Source organism: Anaerostipes stercorihominis, from assembly GCF_057535655.1.
On sequence record NZ_BAAJCL010000004.1, the window covers coordinates 22369 to 39336 of the forward strand.

At 40.7% G+C, this 16968-nt stretch carries 15 protein-coding genes; 3 read left to right on the forward strand and 12 right to left on the reverse strand.

Annotation, left to right across the window (positions count from 1 at the left end; all coding sequences use genetic code 11):
- Positions 1–213: 213 nt before the first annotated feature.
- The 8 genes from AC27EF_RS05540 to trxB form a co-directional block, all read right to left on the reverse strand.
- A complete protein-coding gene (locus tag AC27EF_RS05540; protein WP_487109454.1) occupies positions 214–1416 on the reverse strand; it encodes an aspartate kinase in 1203 nt (400 codons plus the stop codon).
- Positions 1417–1504: 88 nt separating this feature from the next.
- Positions 1505–2707 (reverse strand): cofactor-independent phosphoglycerate mutase, encoded by a 1203-nt coding sequence (locus tag AC27EF_RS05545; RefSeq protein ID WP_487109455.1) that lies wholly within the window; start codon positions 2705–2707, stop codon positions 1505–1507.
- A 26-nt stretch (positions 2708–2733) separates the two neighbouring features.
- Complete coding sequence (locus AC27EF_RS05550; RefSeq protein ID WP_487109457.1) at positions 2734–3174, reverse strand: ACT domain-containing protein; 441 nt, start codon at positions 3172–3174, stop codon at positions 2734–2736.
- Positions 3175–3279: 105 nt separating this feature from the next.
- Positions 3280–3915, reverse strand: coding sequence for a SanA/YdcF family protein (locus AC27EF_RS05555; RefSeq protein WP_487109458.1), 636 nt, complete (start codon positions 3913–3915; stop codon positions 3280–3282).
- 13 nt (positions 3916–3928) lie between these two features.
- Positions 3929–5044, reverse strand: a complete 1116-nt coding sequence (gene prfB, locus AC27EF_RS05560; RefSeq protein ID WP_487109459.1) for a peptide chain release factor 2 — start codon at positions 5042–5044, stop codon at positions 3929–3931.
- An 11-nt stretch (positions 5045–5055) separates the two neighbouring features.
- Positions 5056–7623, reverse strand: coding sequence for a preprotein translocase subunit SecA (gene secA / locus AC27EF_RS05565; protein WP_487109460.1), 2568 nt, complete (start codon positions 7621–7623; stop codon positions 5056–5058).
- A 269-nt stretch (positions 7624–7892) separates the two neighbouring features.
- Complete coding sequence (hpf, locus tag AC27EF_RS05570) at positions 7893–8423, reverse strand: ribosome hibernation-promoting factor, HPF/YfiA family (protein WP_487109461.1); 531 nt, start codon at positions 8421–8423, stop codon at positions 7893–7895.
- 373 nt (positions 8424–8796) lie between these two features.
- Entirely contained in the window at positions 8797–9717 is a 921-nt protein-coding gene (gene trxB / locus AC27EF_RS05575) for a thioredoxin-disulfide reductase (protein WP_487109462.1), read from the reverse strand.
- Positions 9718–9882: 165 nt separating this feature from the next.
- On the opposite strand from trxB, the gene AC27EF_RS05580 reads away from it, so the two are divergent.
- Both AC27EF_RS05580 and AC27EF_RS05585 read left to right on the forward strand, forming a co-directional pair.
- Complete coding sequence (locus AC27EF_RS05580; RefSeq protein ID WP_487109463.1) at positions 9883–10167, forward strand: autorepressor SdpR family transcription factor; 285 nt, start codon at positions 9883–9885, stop codon at positions 10165–10167.
- Complete coding sequence (locus tag AC27EF_RS05585) at positions 10151–10777, forward strand: SdpI family protein (protein WP_487109465.1); 627 nt, start codon at positions 10151–10153, stop codon at positions 10775–10777. Before AC27EF_RS05580 ends, AC27EF_RS05585 begins: the two co-directional genes overlap by 17 nt.
- Positions 10778–10913: 136 nt before the next feature.
- On the opposite strand, the gene glgB is transcribed toward AC27EF_RS05585, so the two are convergent.
- A complete protein-coding gene (gene glgB / locus AC27EF_RS05590; RefSeq protein ID WP_487109466.1) occupies positions 10914–12728 on the reverse strand; it encodes a 1,4-alpha-glucan branching protein GlgB in 1815 nt (604 codons plus the stop codon).
- Positions 12729–12874: 146 nt separating this feature from the next.
- Between glgB and AC27EF_RS05595 the strand changes: the two genes are divergently transcribed.
- A complete protein-coding gene (locus AC27EF_RS05595) occupies positions 12875–13456 on the forward strand; it encodes a TetR/AcrR family transcriptional regulator (protein WP_487109468.1) in 582 nt (193 codons plus the stop codon).
- Here AC27EF_RS05595 and AC27EF_RS05600 read toward each other — a convergent pair.
- The 3 genes from AC27EF_RS05600 to AC27EF_RS05610 form a co-directional block, all read right to left on the reverse strand.
- Positions 13436–14077: a CatA-like O-acetyltransferase gene (locus AC27EF_RS05600; protein WP_487109469.1), complete on the reverse strand. Its 642-nt coding sequence runs from the start codon at positions 14075–14077 to the stop codon at positions 13436–13438. The two genes, AC27EF_RS05595 and AC27EF_RS05600, sit on opposite strands and share 21 nt — an antisense overlap.
- A gap of 91 nt (positions 14078–14168) precedes the next feature.
- Complete coding sequence (locus AC27EF_RS05605) at positions 14169–15332, reverse strand: FprA family A-type flavoprotein (protein ID WP_487109471.1); 1164 nt, start codon at positions 15330–15332, stop codon at positions 14169–14171.
- A 153-nt stretch (positions 15333–15485) separates the two neighbouring features.
- Entirely contained in the window at positions 15486–16931 is a 1446-nt protein-coding gene (locus tag AC27EF_RS05610; RefSeq protein ID WP_487109472.1) for a 4Fe-4S dicluster domain-containing protein, read from the reverse strand.
- Between the last annotated feature and the right edge of the window lie 37 nt (positions 16932–16968).

Consider the following 16968-nt stretch of genomic DNA (forward strand, 5'->3'; position numbering starts at 1 on the left):
TACTTCTGCGAATTTTTGCTTCTGTCTTGCATGAAGTTTATTATATCATACAACCTTCTCATCCGAAAGAAAAACAAAGCGGACAGGTACGCCTCGAACTTTCCTATATTACAAAGAAAAAGGCACGCTTAACGTACCTTCTTCGGATGATCTTTTTTATTTTCACCTGCCCGCACTTTTCAACAACGCAGAACAAACTCTCGAAAACTATCCTTACATTTTAAACGCTTCATGTGCAGCAACCATAGCCTTTTCCATATCCGCACGATTTACCAGAACAGTTACACGAATTTCAGAAGTAGAAATCATGCGAATGTTTACATTCGCCTGATACAGAGCCTGAAACATCCGGGCTGCCATACCATAATTATTGCGCAGTCCTGCACCGATAATGGATACTTTTGCAATTTCCCTGCTGGTATTGATCGTCTCATAGTATCGATCCGGAAGATAGTCTTCCAAAGCATTCACCGCAATCTCCAAATCTTCTTCCTTGACAGTAAATGAGATATCCTTCTTGTCTGCACGTCCTACAGACTGCAGAATCATATCGACGTTAACATTTTTCTTTGCCAGAACATTAAAAATTTTAAATGCCATTCCAGGAACATCACGAATTCCGAGAACTGCGATTCTTGCCGCATCATTGTCTCCTGCAACCCCGCTGATCTCTACATCCTTTTTCTTTACATTTTCTTTTACAACGGTTCCTTCCTCTGTGGTCAGACTGGATCTTACCACAAGAGAAACGCCATGTTTCTTTGCCAACTCCACAGAGCGATTATGAAGAACTCCGGCTCCCAAAGTAGCCATTTCAAGCATTTCATCATAAGTAATCTCTGACAGTTTTTTCGCCATCGGCACTTTTCTCGGATCCGCTGTATAAACACCATCAACATCTGTATAAATTTCACATGCATCGGCATGAAGCGCTGCCGCCAGTGCAACGGCTGTTGTGTCAGAACCTCCGCGGCCCAGGGTTGTATAATTGTCAAATCGATCCACACCCTGGAAGCCTGTCACAATGACAATCTTTCTCTGCTCCAGTTCATTGATAATGCGATCTGTATCAATTCTTTTGATTCTTGCATTACTATATGCAGAAGTTGTATGCATTGCTACCTGAAATGCGTTTAAAGATACCGCAGGAACTCCCAGATGGTCCATTGCCATTGCCATCAAAGATACCGATGTCTGCTCTCCGGTTGTCAAAAGCATATCCATTTCTCTTCTGGATGGATTCGGATTTATTTCTTTTGCCTTAGCAATTAACTCATCTGTCATTTTCCCCATGGCAGATAATACAACAACTACATCATTTCCTTTGCGATAATCCTCAATACATCTTCTCGCAACATTTAAGATACGGTCCTTATCCCCTACGGAAGTTCCGCCAAATTTTTTTACTACTAGCATCCCTGTGCCTCCTACATATTTCTCTTAATATTGGTAACAGTTCCAAAGTTTCACATCAAAATTTCATTGTTTCATCTGGCTTCAGCCGCTATTTCCTTTGCAGCAATCGTTTCATCAAATCATAGGCATGTTCTACCACAAGCCCTGTATTTTTCGCCGCTGCTTCACTGTACTCTTCCTGCCCGCAATACTTTTTCGTACTATCATAAATCATAAACGGAATCGGATCCTTAGAATGCGTCCGAATCGCAATCGGAGTCGGATGATCCGGACCGATTAAAATTCGGAAATCCTCGCCGGATTTTTCCAGTTCCTCTTTTACAACTTTCACAACCTGCGCATCTAAATGCTCAATGGCCTGAATTTTATGTTCCAGACTTCCCTGATGTCCCATCTCGTCTGGAGCCTCTACATGAATATAAGCGAAATCATCATTTTTTTCAAGTAAAGCTTCCACGGCTGCCATAGCTTTTCCCCGATAATTTGTATCTAATCCTCCATTGGCTCCCTCTACGTCCAGATTTCTCATATTCGCTCCTACAGCAATTCCCTTGAGCAGATCAACCGCAGAAACCATCGCCCCTGCCATTCCGGTTTTTTCTTTAAAATCATCCAGCGCAGGTTTCGTTCCGGCTCCCCAAAACCAAATGCTGTTGGCTTTATTTAATCCTTTTTGGGCTCTCGCCTCATTGATCGGATGATGATTTAAAATATCAAAGCTTTTTCTCATCATCTCTTTTAACGCTTCCTCTTTCGGAAGATATGCGCCGATTTTTTTGCCCAGAATATCATGTGGCGGCACAAGATCTACCACCCGGCCATGATCCCAAATGGTAAGATGCCGGTAACTAACTCCAGGATAAAACTTATATTCTTCATTCTCCAATTCTTTCCGTACCGCTTCAATTAAAACAGCAGCCTCCTCAGAACAAATCTCCCCTGCACTATGATCCAGAATCTTCTTCTCCTCATAAGCACCATCTTCTGACACTGTAACCACGTTGCAGCGAAGTGCAATATCTGTGTCTTTCATATCAACTCCGATACTCAACGCTTCCAGTGGAGATCGCCCAGAGTAGTAAAGCTGCGGGTTATATCCTAACATTGACAGATTTGCCACATCACTGCCTGCCGGAAGATTTTCCGGCACCGTATATGCAATTCCCTGTTCTGATACTTTTGCCATTGCGTCCATCACCGGTTTCTCTGCCGCCTGAAGGGGCGTTTTCCCTCCGATGCTCTCAATGGGGTCATCTGCCATTCCATCCCCCAAAATAATTACATATTTCATGCTGTCCTCCCAAAAATTATCCTTTTCTATTCCATTGCTATAATCTTTACATAAGAAACATCCTGCATCTTCTCTACATCCTGTATCATTGCCGATACATCCGTTTCTCCTGCCGCAATATCAACGCTCACTGTCAAAAGTCCTTTTCCATTAATCGGAATACTTTGGTGAATCGTTAAAATATTTGCATCATACAGTGCAAAAGCCTGAAGTATTGCCGCCATAACACCGGGCTGGTCATTCACTTCAATTACAAAGGTAATATTCCTTCCTTTTTTCCCCGCATAAAACGGGAAAATATCATCTTTGTATTTATAATAAGAGCTTCGGCTGATTCCCACCATTTCCGTAGCTTCTAAAATAGACAATGCTTTCCTGGAATCTAAAAGTTTTTGAACCTCCAATACCTTTAAAAGGACTTCCGGCACTGCCTTTTTTTTAATTACATAATAATTTGTTTCCTTCATCGACACTTCCTTCTGTTCTTCCGAGGTGTACACTTGTCTTTCTACAGAATACTACCACAGAAGCCTTGAAGACGCAATAGAAAACATGCGGAAAATAAAGAAATCCTACAGAATTGGCAAATCTTTTAAACGATATTTCGGGACTGGTTTCGTAATTTTACACTCAATCCATGCTTTATCTGCGGCAAAGAAATCACGAAATCTCTCATAAACTTCTTTTTTATAAGTATGCGCATCAATTTTCACACATCCCCCATCCATATTCAGCTCCCGCATCAAAAATCCGGTTCTCTTAAAATATTTTTGCTGTGTACAGATCAGAAATCTTTTCCCTGAAAACGCTCGGCTGCATCGGTAAATTGTAGAATACGTATCCAAACCTCCGTCATCCATCCAGAGATCTTCTTCCGGTACCTGACGTTTCAGCAAAAATCGTTTCCCCGCCCGATTTTCTCTTGCAGCACCAGACAAAATGATTTTTTCTGCCTTTTTTGCCTGATACAACTTTAACGCACCGTTTAACCGGTCTTCCAGAGCATAAGACGGCGTTCCGTCTTTATATACCAGGCATCCCGGCACAATCACATAATCTGCATTTCTTACTTCATCCATCTTTTTTACATCGTACGTCTTCTGATCTGTTTTCAGATTTACATTGCAAAAAATCGTAAATGCCAACCCTGCTCCCCCAAAGACCAGAACCGCCGCAGCGGCATTCTTTAAAATTGTTCCTGTCCTCATCGTTTATCCTTTTCTATGCTTTTCTTTCCTGATTTTCCCATGCCAGATAAGCATTCATAAATCCATCCAGATCTCCATCCAACACGGCAGATGGATTCCCACTTTCAAAATTTGTTCTGTGATCTTTTACCATGGTATATGGTTGCAGTACGTAGGATCGAATCTGATTTCCCCATCCATTATCCCCTACGTCGCCTCGTATATCTGATAATTTTTCCAGATGCTGCTGCTGTTTTAATAAATACAGCTTTGTCTTTAACATTTTCATTGCCTGATCTTTATTTTTATGCTGAGACCTTTCATTTTGACACTGAACCACAATTCCGGTTGGAAGATGAGTAATACGAATTGCAGAATCTGTTTTATTAATATGCTGTCCTCCGGCTCCACTGGCTCGGTACGTGTCAATCCGAATCTCATCCTCCGCAATTTCAACTTCCAAATCATCCTCGATCTCCGGCATAACATCACAGGATGCAAACGAAGTCTGCCGCTTTCCTGCCGCATTAAACGGTGAAATTCGTACCAAACGGTGAACTCCTTTTTCTGAGCGGAGATACCCAAAAGCATTGGTTCCTTTTACTTTTACCGTGACTGATTTAATTCCCGCCTCATCTCCGTCCAGATAGTCTAAAACCTCTGTTGCATATCCTTTTTTATTTGCCCAGCGAGTAAACATTCGATACAACATCCCCGCCCAGTCACAGGATTCTGTTCCTCCTGCTCCCGCATGCAGAGTCAAAATTGCATCATTTTGATCGTATTCACCGGTCAGCAGTGTGGAAATCCGCAGCTTATCATATTGCGCTTCAAATTCTTCCATGATATCACAAGCTTCCTGCACCAACTCATCATCGCTGTCCTCTTCCGCCATGGCAAGCAGCGTCTCCACATCTTCATATTTCGTTTTTAAACTCTCATATTCTTCTACAACGGTCTTAAGCCCCTTGACTTCTTTCATCACATTCTGAGATGTTTCTACATGATCCCAGAATCCGGGCTCCTCCATATTTAACTCCAGTTGAGCAATCCGCTCACGCTTTGCCTCTAATGCAAGAGAACCACTGAGATTCTCCAGTGGTTCCTGAAAAGAGTTCAAAGTATACTTTAATTGTTCTAATTCAATCACTATGAAACTCCTTATTTTCTTCCGCAGCAGTTTTTATACTTCTTTCCGCTTCCACATGGACATGGGTCATTTCTTCCGATCTTTGCCCCTTTTCTTACGTACGGTGTCTTTGCACTGCTTTCGTCTTTATTTGTTCCTGTTACCTTCGCTACTTGTTCCTTTTCAATTTTTTGCTCAAGCTGAACATGGAATAAAGCCCCGGTTGTTTCTTCCTGAATCGCATTGGTCATTTCATGAAACATATCAAATCCAATCATACGATACTCAACCACCGGATCTCTCTGACCATACGCCTGCAACCCGATTCCTTCCCGCAGCTGATCCATATCATCAATATGATCCATCCACTTACGGTCAATCACCTTTAAGAGAATGATTCGTTCAATCTCTCGAAGATCAAAATCTTCAAATTCCACCTCTTTTGCTTCGTACAATGCTACGGTTTCATTTTGAAGACGTTCTATCAGATCTTCCACTTTTCCGGATGCCTTTTCCCCCTCTTCCAGTTTGATCTGTTTCAATGGTATAATCGGAAGCAGTTCTGCATTTAACGTATCCAGATCCCATTCTTCCGGAGGCAGCTCATCACTGATCACCTGATTGACATGGGCTGCTACTGTCTCTTTCATCATAGACAGAACAGATCCCTTCATATTATCTCCGTCCAGAACCCTTCTTCTTTCTTTATAGATTACCTCTCTCTGATCGTTATTTACACGGTCATAATCCAGAAGATTTTTACGAATTCCAAAGTTATTATTTTCAATCTTCTTCTGAGCTCTTTCAATGGTTTTACTAATTGTCTTATGCTGAATTTCTTCGCCTTCCGGAATTCCCAGCGCATTATAGACACTGATCATTCTTTCAGATCCGAACAAACGCATCAAATCGTCTTCCAAAGACAGATAAAATTTTGATTCTCCCGGATCTCCCTGACGGCCCGCACGTCCGCGAAGCTGGTTATCAATACGTCTGGATTCATGACGCTCTGTACCAATAATTTTCAGACCTCCAAGATCTGCCACTCCATCTTCTAAAACAATGTCTGTACCACGCCCCGCCATATTCGTAGCAATGGTGACTGCTCCGATTTCTCCGGCGTGAGAAATAATCTCCGCTTCTTTTTCATGGAATTTCGCGTTCAATACATTATGTTTGATACGGCGTTTCTTCAGCATGGCGCTTAATTCCTCAGACATTTCAATGGTAATGGTACCAACCAGTACCGGCTGCCCCTTCTCATGGGATTCTATAATATCATTGACAACCGCATTCATCTTCTCATGTTTTGTTTTGTAAATTGCATCATTGTGATCGATACGGATCACCGGTTTATTGGTCGGAATCACAACAACGTCCATGCCGTAAATTTCACGGAACTCCTGCTCTTCTGTCTGTGCAGTACCCGTCATACCTGCCTTTTTGGCATATTTATTAAAGAAATTCTGAAATGTAATGGTTGCAAGCGTTTTGGATTCTCTTTTTACCTTAACATGTTCCTTCGCCTCAATCGCCTGATGAAGCCCGTCCGAATACCGTCTTCCCGGCATAATACGACCTGTGAATTCATCCACAATCAAAACCTCATCGTCCTTGACTACATAATCTTTATCTTTAAACATTAAATTATGTGCGCGCAGCGCCAGAATAATATTATGCTGAATTGCCAGATTCTCCGGATCTGCAAGGTTCTCAATATGGAAGAATTTCTCTACTTTCTGAACGCCTTCCGCTGTCAGCATGATGTGCTTATCCTTTTCATTTACAAGGAAATCTCCGTCCTCTTTAATATCTTCATTCATTAAGATATCCATTTTTGACAGCTCTCCGTCGGAACTTCCCCTCTCCATCTGACGTGCCAGAATATCACAGGCACGATAAAGTTCCGTAGATTTTCCGCTTTCCCCTGAAATAATCAAAGGAGTTCTCGCCTCGTCAATCAAAACGGAGTCCACCTCATCCACAATGGCATAATGCAGATCTCTCTGCACCAAATCTTCTTTATCAATCACCATATTATCTCTCAGATAATCAAATCCAAGCTCGTTGTTTGTAATATAGGTAATATCACACTGATATGCCCTGCGGCGTTCGTCATTTTCCATATCATTGGTTACTACCCCCACTGTAACTCCAAGAAAATTATGAATCGCTCCCATCCACTCAGCATCACGCGTTGCCAAGTAGTCATTGACCGTTACGATATGAACACCCTTTCCTTCCAGAGCGTTCAAATACGCCGGAAGCGTAGATACCAAAGTTTTTCCTTCACCGGTTCTCATCTCGGCAATTCGTCCCTGATGAAGAATAATTCCTCCAATCAGCTGTACCCGGTAATGCTTTAATCCAATCGTACGGCTGCTGGCTTCACGGACAACTGCAAAAGCTTCCGGCAAGAGATCATCCAGCGTCTCGCCATCTGCCAGACGTTTTTTAAACTCTTCTGTTTTTTGTTTTAACTCATCATCGGACAATTTCTGCATATCATCATCCATTGCCTCGATCTTATCTACAATTTTACTGATTCTCTTAATCTCTTTGTCACTATGAGAACCAAACACTTTATCAAATAAACCCATAACTTATTCTCCTGCATTTATAATGAACTGGGAGAAATCCCCCATTTTTCTATAGACTTTGATATTGTAACACTTCTAAATCATTGGCGCAAGTTAACTGCCTGTAAAATTTCTCAAAATATATTCTCTTCTCTCCACCGCGCCTCGTCTGCGATTGCAGCCTTCCTGTTCATATCTTATGAATTAAAACAAAGCGTTTTTGTTCGATCGAAGATTTTTTGCCAAACAAAAAAAGGAAACCCCGAAAGGCTTCCCCAAATTCTGCATTTTTAAAATTCCGGCTCAATCAGTCCGTATGTATTCCCTTTTCTCTTATATACAACGTTGACTTCAAAAGTATCAGCATTGCGGAATACAAAAAAGTCATGTCCTAGCAATTCCATCTGGATACATGCTTCCTCTACATCCATCGGTTTAATCGCAAACTTCTTGCTTCGGATAATGCGGATCTCATCATCCTCCACTTCATCCTCCATCTCCATGAATTCCTGCCGAAAACTGGTTCCTTCATGTTTTTGATTCAAAAGCCTTGTCTTATATCTGCGGATCTGGCGTTCAATGACATCCACAACCAGATCAATGGATACATACATGTCTTCACTGCCTTCTTCTGCACGGATAATGTGCCCTTTCATAGGAATGGTAACTTCTATCTTCTGTCTTCCCTTCTGAACACTAAGAGTCACGTTCACAATCGTATCATCGACCAAATATTTGTCGAGACGTCCCAACTTCTCTTCTACCGCAGCCCTAATTCCTTCTGTGATCTCAATGTTCTTTCCACTAATAATGAATTTCATGGCTCCCATCTCCTTTACTTTTTTATGTGTATTCATTATAACACATAATATTCTTGAAGGAAACAAAATCTTTTTAGAAATATTACACAAAACATACGTTTTGTTTTCCTGTTTTTCACAAACTTTTTTTCATGTTTCTCTATGCAAATTAATTGTGGATAATGTGGATAAGTCTGTGGGTAAGTACTTTTTGGCTTAATTCTGCCATTTTGGTATGTGGATAACTTTGTGAGTATTTTGTGGGTATTTTTTTCAAATTTCTACAAAAAATACTTGCATTCAAAAATGTTAGACAACTCGTACAAATCGTACAAAAACACTTGCTTTTTCTTTTTTTAGTCACCAATAAAAACTTTGTCGAATTGTCTGAAAATTATATTTTTTGAAGATACCGCTCCACTGACTGTACACAATTGGCTCCATCCGCAACAGCTGTCACCACTTGACGCAGCTTTTTTCTTCGTCCGTCTCCACCGGCGAAAATTCCGGGAATATTTGTAATTCCATCTTCCCCGGCAACAATATATCCCTGCTCATCCATTTCAAGCTGACCTTTTAACAATTCTGACGCCGGTTTTGTTCCAACCGCAACAAAGATTCCGTCCACATTTAAAATGTTATCCACATGGTTATTCACATTTTTTATATGAACCTTTTCCACCGTTGTTTCTCCTTCGATTTCTGTTACCACCGTATCCCAGAGAATCTCTATATTCTCACTCTTTTTTACCTGATCCTGAAGGATCTTAGCTCCCCGCAGCTGGTCTCTTCGATGGATCAAATAGACTTTTTTACACATTCGGCTTAAAAATAATGCATCTTCCAATGCCACATCTCCTCCGCCCACTACAGCTGTTACTTTATCACGGAAGAATGCACCGTCGCATGTTGCACAGTAAGACACTCCCATTCCGGTAAGCCTTTCTTCTCCGGGAACCTCCAGAGTCCGATGTATGGCTCCTGTCGCAAGAATTATGGTCCTGGTGCGGATGATTTCTCCGCTTCCAAGCTCAATTTCTTTGATTTCACCATCTGCCTGAATCTTTCGCACCTCACCTGTAATGCGCTCCACACCTAATTCTTTTGCATGCTCTGAAAATTTGCTGCTTAACTCCATTCCATTGGTTTTTGGAATGCCCGGATAATTATCAACTTCATAAGTCTTAATGACCTGTCCTCCCGGCAAATATTCTTTTTCCAATAAAACACAGTCCAACATCGCCCGTTTCGCATAAATTGCCGCAGTCATTCCTGCCGGCCCTGATCCAATAATTGCCAAATCATAAATCTTCATAATAAACTCCTTTTTGTATTATTATAACACAGCAATCCTAATTTTATTTTTCTTTCCTGAAATTTTTTCATTCTCTCATTGACATCTGGTTTTTTCAGTGTTATATTTAGATAAACTTCTAATTGTTTTTTCATGATGTATCTTATTTTGAAAGAAGGTGGTGTTTTGGGATTTCAGAAGACATTTAAGGCACTCTCTGATTCTACCCGAAGACAGATTTTAAACTTATTAAAAGATGGACGTTTATCTGCCGGAGAGATCGGTCAGCATTTTGATATGACTGCCGCCACAATTTCTCATCATTTAAACATTTTAAAAGAAGCCAATTTGATCACAGTTTCCAGAGAGGGGAAATATCTTTACTATGAACTGAATCTCTCCGTTTTTGAAGAAATCATCAGTTGGCTTTCTAATTTCAAGGAGGAGGATCGCTATGAAGATCAAAAATAAAGAATTACTTATCATTTTTATATTATCACTCATTCTTGCCATTGCTTCCTTTCCTTTTCTGGATCCTAAGATCCCAATCCACTGGAATGCAAGCGGCACCATTGATGGATATGGCAGTAAATTTTGGGTTTTTCTGGAACCAGCCTTGATTTTGATTCTCTGGTTTCTTATGGATCTGCTGAAAAAGATAGATCCGAGACGTTCATTTTACGCAATGTTTGACCGGGAATACCGACTTTTTAAAACAGGCTTTTGTGTCTTTTTACTGGTAATACAAATTTTTACTTTATCTGCCGCCTTTGGCATAGAATTTAAAATGGATCGATGGATTCCTTTCCTCGTTGGAATTTTTTTCACATTTATTGGAAATATGATGCCAAAATTCAAACCAAATTATTTTATTGGAATTAAAACTCCATGGACCATCGCCAATGACACGGTATGGTTTAAAACACACCGGCTTGCCGGAAAGCTTTGGTTTGCCGGAGGTTTGATCATGGCATTCTCTGCGTTCCTTCCGAAATATTTCAACGTGATTGTATTTTCCATCATTGTTATTCTTTTAATGGTTCTTCCGATTTTTTATTCCTATCGAATCTATCGAATGTAAGCCAAACGGACACCTTCGTCTTGTTCTCCCGATCTCCTCTGTTCACAAAGAGCTTTCTGATCGAAAAAATTAAGATCCTCTCTTTTGTTTTCTTCACCTGAAAACAAAAGAGAGGATCTTTCTCATAATTTCTTTGTCAGCAAAGCAATGACAGTTTTTTCAATTCCAGAAGAATTCCACTGTATCTCGGAATCACAAGAGATAATTTACTTTTATCTCCTTCTATGGTCCATTCACACAATTCTTTGCCTTTTTCTACTTTTCCTCCAAATTCCTGCCAGTCTGTATGAAGTAAAACAGTCTGATGCCACCGACCCGGCAGTTCCAATTCATAATTCTGCCATTCCTGATCTGAAAAATGAAACACGCCTGCCAACATCCGCTCCTCACTTTTTCTTCCAATCACATAAATACAACGCTCTTCCTGATGACAATCCAGCCACTGAAAATTTTGAGGATCATAATCATAATGGAGCTCTTTTTTTCTCTCATAAATTGTATTCAGCCGGATCATATATTTATGAAAGGCATCATGAATCGGATATTTCAATATCATCCAGTCCTGCTCCTGTTTCTCTGTCCATTCCCTCAGTTGTCCAAATTCATTTCCCATAAAATTCAATTTCTTTCCCGGATGCATCATCATATAAAGGTACATGGCTCTTGCCTGCGGAAACTTATCTTCATAATCTCCATACATCTTCTGCAAAATCGTTGCTTTGCCATGCACGACCTCATCATGGGAAAATTCCAACAGATAGTGTTCCTTCCAAAAATACATCATTGAAAAGGTTAACTTGTGATAATCTCTGGTTCGATATTCTGGAGCAGACTGAAAATATTCCAGAGTATCATGCATCCATCCAAGATCCCATTTATAATCAAACCCAAGTCCGCCCTTCCACACTGGCTTTGTAACGTCAGGATATGAAGTTGAATCCTCCGCGATGAGCATCGCCGTCGGGTGGCGCTGCTTGAGTCCTAAATTCAAATCTTTCAAAAACTTGATCGCCGCATCATTCACTCCCCGTTGTTCATCTCCCTGCCAGTAAATCAATCGACTGACTGCGTCAACTCGAATTCCATCAAAATGATATTCCTCCAGCCAGTAATTTGCAGCTGACTGTAGGAAGCTTTGAACCTCCCGTCTGGAATGAATGAAATTACAGCTTCCCCACTCACTTTCTCCGGTATCACGGTGATCATATTCATATAATGGTGTTCCATCATAAAGCTTTAGTCCATATCCATCCACAGCAAAATGAACCGGAACAAAATCCATAATTACTCCAATATTTTCCTGATGCAGCATATCCACAAATTCCCTTAATTGATCCGGTGTCCCATATCGTTTGGTAGGCGCAAAAAATCCGGTGCTCTGATATCCCCATGACCCGTCAAAAGGATGTTCCGACAAAGGCATTAATTCAACATGTGTATAATGATTTTCTTTTAAATACGGAACAAGCATCTTGGCAATTTCATCATAAGAATACCATCCATTTTGATCTTTGGGATTTTTTCTCCAAGATCCCATGTGCATCTCATAAATATTAACGGCATCGCAAATCCCCGTACTGCGCCTTTCCATCCACGCCGCATCATGAAATTCATACTTGCCCAGATCCCGAAGAACGGAACATGCTCCAGGTCTCAATTCCATTTCAAATCCATAGGGATCACAATGCTCCTGCATTCTCCCATCCGGTCCATAAATGCAGTACTTATACATCTGACCTTCTTGCGCCTTCTCTGAAACAAAGGAAAAAAATCCACTCTGACCATCCTGCTCCAAAAATTCTTCTTTCCATCCATTAAATTCTCCAATCACAGAAACACTCGATGCCCGAGGTGCGTAGGTAACAAAACGCATCTGTTCTCCCTGTCTGTGTGCGCCTAAATACCGGTAAGCATCAAACATTTTCCCATCATAAAATTCTTGCCGATTCATGTGTTTTGTCCCCCTTTATCCTACAACTGTTGTTTTTCGTTCATATGTATATTATAATAAATATAAAAACAGAGAACAACCACCAAAACTGCTTGTCTTGATGGTTATCCAACACTCTTTTATTTTTTGTAGAAATGGGGAATCTTATGACTGAAAAAAAAATTGACCGACGCATTTTACGAACCAAACGCATGTTAAAAGAAAACCTGCTGCTGCTGCTTCGAGATCATCCAATCCAAAAAATATCCGTCTCCCGCCTGTGTGAAACAGCTGATATTAACCGCAGTACATTTTATACTTATTACTCAAATACGCTGGATCTTCTGGAATCCATTGAAGATGAAATTTTAGATACTCTTGAACAAGAGCTCCAGCAATTTGAAAAAGAAAACTCTCTGTCACAGCTTATGTCATCCATTATTGCTTACATCGGAAACCATAAAGACCTCATCCGACTGCTTTTTTCTTCCCACGGTGATCCCGGCTTTTTAAACAAACTCATTGCCGCCTCACGAAAATGGACACTTCCTCTTTTGCGGCATAAATATCCAGACTATTCCTCCTTCAAACTGGACGCTCTGCATACTTATATCGTCAGCGGATGTATTGCCATTATTGAGCAATGGATTCTTCAGGACTTTCAACAATCTGAAAGAGAGATCTCCCAGGTTCTGGAAAATCTCTCCTCTCTTACCGTCTATGGTTTTTTAAAAAATAGTGTTACATAAGATATCCTGAAGCTGCTGAAAGAACTGACTGGTATGATATCCGTCTGCCGCCGCATGAGAAATTGTCAGCGCCGCTGACAGTTTTCTTCTTCCCCCCTCCTTTGTATATTTTCCAAAAGTAAGAATGGGAAATAGGTTCGGACTGCCCTCGGTCGTCCATGTACTATATCCCGTAAAGTCCATCCATGGCACACAGGAAATGCAAAAGAAATTCGGCGGCTGTCCATCTTTTATTTTCGGTCCCTTACAGTTTTTGTAAGTTTCCATATCAGTCACAATATTTTGATAACATCGCTCAAAATCTTCCTCAAAATAACTCCAAAGATCCGAAAAGGTATTGTCATCTTCATGAAAAATCGTATAATTGGGATGCATAACATCATAAAATCCCGGATTTCCCTGATCGTCCAGCCCCATGCGAAATTCTTTCATCCCATTGACTGCCTTGCCTGTACAGTAAATAAATGCAGGATAAAATTTTAACCCACGCTCTTTTGTTTTCTGATATAAATCTTCCACATCTAAACGTACCGTTACCGTATATCCACACGGAAGGCAATCCCTATAATATTCAAAATGCTTCTTTCTTTCCCATTGTTCCTGATCTATCAATGTAAACATAAAATCTCCTTTCCTACTTAAAATGAGAAAAAGATGTACCATTTCTCTTGAAAGGATACATCTTTTTCTATATTTTATTCAGCCCCAAAAACTATGCCAGAAGATTTTCGGCTAATTCTTCCATCACCTTTACTGTGTCATCCTTCATTGTAGATTTGATTGTGACAACAGGATCTATAATTTCCATCTGTTTCAGGCCTTCCACCAAAGCCTTCATCTGTTTCGCTGCAGTCGGAGCCCATGAACCATTTTCCATGAACGCAACTTTTCGTTTCTGATAATTCTTTGCTTTCAAATGATGCAAGAAATCTTCCATGCACGGGAATATTCCTCCATCATAAGTTGCCGCTGCCAAAACCAGACGGTCATAGCGGAATGCATCTTCAATTACTTCTGCCATATCATCTCTTGACAAATCGGCAACCACAACTTTCGGCGCACCTTTTTCTTCTAAAATTGCCGCCAGCTTTTTCGCAGCCTCCGCTGTATTTCCATGAATGGAGGCGTATGCAACTAAAATTCCTTCATTTTCCGGCTCATATTTGCTCCACGTATCATACAATCCGATATAGTACCCAAGATTTTCTTTCAAAATCGGTCCATGAAGCGGACAAATCGTCTGAATATCCAGCGTCGCTGCCTTTTTCAGCAGTGCCTGTACCTGGACTCCATATTTTCCGCAAATATTGAAATAATAACGTCTTGCCTCGCATGCCCAATCTTCCTCAGCATCCAGAGCACCAAATTTTCCGAATCCGTCGGCAGAAAAAAGAACTTTCTCTGACTGCTCGTAGGCAACCATAACTTCCGGCCAGTGAACCATCGGAGCCATGAAAAACTGAAGCGTATGCTCTCCAAGAGACAAAGTATCTCCTTCTTTTACGACAACCTTGCGTTCCTCCAGATCAAAAGTAAAAAACTGCGGAATCATCTGGAACGTTTTAGCATTTCCGACAATCTGCGCCTCAGGATATTTCTCTGCAAGAACCTGAAGACTTGACGCATGATCCGGTTCCATATGAGAAACTACAATATAATCTACTGCCCGTCCATCCAAAGCATTCTCAAGGTTTCCGATCCATTCGTCTGTTTTTCTTTTATCAACCGTATCCATCACGGCTACTTTTTCATCTAAAATCACATAGGAATTATAAGACACACCATTTGGTACAATGTACTGGCTCTCAAATAAATCAATGTCATGATCATCTGTACCAATATATTTAATTGTATCTGTAATGATAAGATCTTTCATCTCAATACCTCCAACTTCACTGTTTATCTTTTTTCAACTAAAATTCACTATAACATATTTTTTCTGATTACGCTAGCAGGAATCATTACTGTTTTTTGTACAAAAAAGAACCCGCATTGTTTTTACTATGCAATGCGGATCTTACTTTCCATATTATCTATGCATAGAAAAACTATCCATATCATAACGTTTTAAATTCTCTGTGATCTTTCGGTCATCGGCAGACTTAATCAGATTTTCACGAACTTTTTTGGATTTTATGATTTCTGCATGCCGGCTCGGTCCTCCAACACAACCGCCTTCACATGCCATTCCTTCAATAAAGTCTTCCGGAAGTCTTCCTGCCTTTAAGAACATTAACGCTTTTTTGCATTCTGCTGCTCCGTTAGCTTTGCACACTTTTATGTCCTCTTCCTGTTGGGTTTCTTTCAGGTACTCTAAAACAGAATCTGTCACTCCGCCGGAATTTCCATAGAATTTTCCAAAAATACTGGAATCCTGATATGTATTTTCTGCCGGTTCCAACTCAACCTCTTTTGCACGGAAAATTGCCTGAATTTCATTGTAATTTAAAGCATAGTCTGCATTTCCTTCGATCTTCTGATCCGCAACTTCGGATTTTTTTGCCACACATGGTCCGATAAATACAGTAACTGCTTCCGGATCTTTTGCTTTTATCATTCTGGATACTGCACACATTGGAGATACGGTTGTGGAAATCTGATCTGCCAATTCCGGATAATGCTTACGAATCATGTTAACAAAGCCCGGACAGCAAGATGTTGTCTTTTTCTCTCCGGCTCTGTAGGCTTCCAGCCATTCTTCTGCTTCACTGCAGGTTGTCATATCTCCTCCGAGCCCTGCTTCTACCAGATCCTCAAATCCTACTTTTTTCACAGCCTGTCTCCAGCTTTCCATGGTAATATCTTTTCCAAACTGTCCCTCTGTTGCCGGCGCCAAGATTCCATATACCCTTTTCCCATCTTTCAGCGCATTCACAACATCAACAATCCATGACTTTGTTCCAATTGCACCAAACGGACATTTTAACGCACACTGCCCACAGCGAATACATTTTTCTTCATCAATCACCGTAATACCGTATTCATCATAAGAAATTGCATCTACCGGGCAACTGTCTTTACAAGGTCTGGACAGATGCGCAATGGCATGATACGGACAAGCCTTTGCACACATACCGCACTCTTTACATTTTGCTGCGTCAATCTCAGACTTTTTATTTCCGGCTTCAATTGCGCCAAAGCGGCAGGCCTTGATACAATCTTTTCCAAGACAATTCTGACAATTATTTGTTACAACATAACTGGAAATCGGACAGTCTGCACAGGCAGATTTAATGACTTGAATAATATTTCCATCATCTTCTGCTCCCGGAGCTTTTCCCTCTGCAAGCCGGATTCTCTGACGAATAATCTCTCGTTCTTTGTAAATACAGCAGCGAAATGTCGGTGTCGGTCCTGGAATCATCTGTTCCGGAATGAAATCCCGCTCCTCTTCCAGAATTCCGGCAAAAGCCATTCTTGCCACAAGATACAATACATCTTTTTTCAAACTGTTGATACTTGTTTTGTCGTACATAATGTTTACCCTTCCTTTTATGCGCGCCTAACACATT

Coding starts and splice junctions, on each gene's coding strand:
- trxB (WP_487109462.1), bottom strand. CDS start 9,717: ATGAAGATTTATGATTTGGCAATTATTGGATCAGGGCCGGCAGGAATG.
- AC27EF_RS05550 (WP_487109457.1), bottom strand. CDS start 3,174: ATGAAGGAAACAAATTATTATGTAATTAAAAAAAAGGCAGTGCCGGAA.
- AC27EF_RS05540 (WP_487109454.1), bottom strand. CDS start 1,416: ATGCTAGTAGTAAAAAAATTTGGCGGAACTTCCGTAGGGGATAAGGAC.
- AC27EF_RS05545 (WP_487109455.1), bottom strand. CDS start 2,707: ATGAAATATGTAATTATTTTGGGGGATGGAATGGCAGATGACCCCATT.
- AC27EF_RS05605 (WP_487109471.1), bottom strand. CDS start 15,332: ATGAAAGATCTTATCATTACAGATACAATTAAATATATTGGTACAGAT.
- AC27EF_RS05600 (WP_487109469.1), bottom strand. CDS start 14,077: ATGTTTACATTGATAGATCAGGAACAATGGGAAAGAAAGAAGCATTTT.
- AC27EF_RS05595 (WP_487109468.1), top strand. CDS start 12,875: ATGACTGAAAAAAAAATTGACCGACGCATTTTACGAACCAAACGCATG.
- AC27EF_RS05555 (WP_487109458.1), bottom strand. CDS start 3,915: ATGAGGACAGGAACAATTTTAAAGAATGCCGCTGCGGCGGTTCTGGTC.
- hpf (WP_487109461.1), bottom strand. CDS start 8,423: ATGAAATTCATTATTAGTGGAAAGAACATTGAGATCACAGAAGGAATT.
- AC27EF_RS05610 (WP_487109472.1), bottom strand. CDS start 16,931: ATGTACGACAAAACAAGTATCAACAGTTTGAAAAAAGATGTATTGTAT.
- glgB (WP_487109466.1), bottom strand. CDS start 12,728: ATGAATCGGCAAGAATTTTATGATGGGAAAATGTTTGATGCTTACCGG.
- secA (WP_487109460.1), bottom strand. CDS start 7,623: ATGGGTTTATTTGATAAAGTGTTTGGTTCTCATAGTGACAAAGAGATT.
- AC27EF_RS05585 (WP_487109465.1), top strand. CDS start 10,151: ATGAAGATCAAAAATAAAGAATTACTTATCATTTTTATATTATCACTC.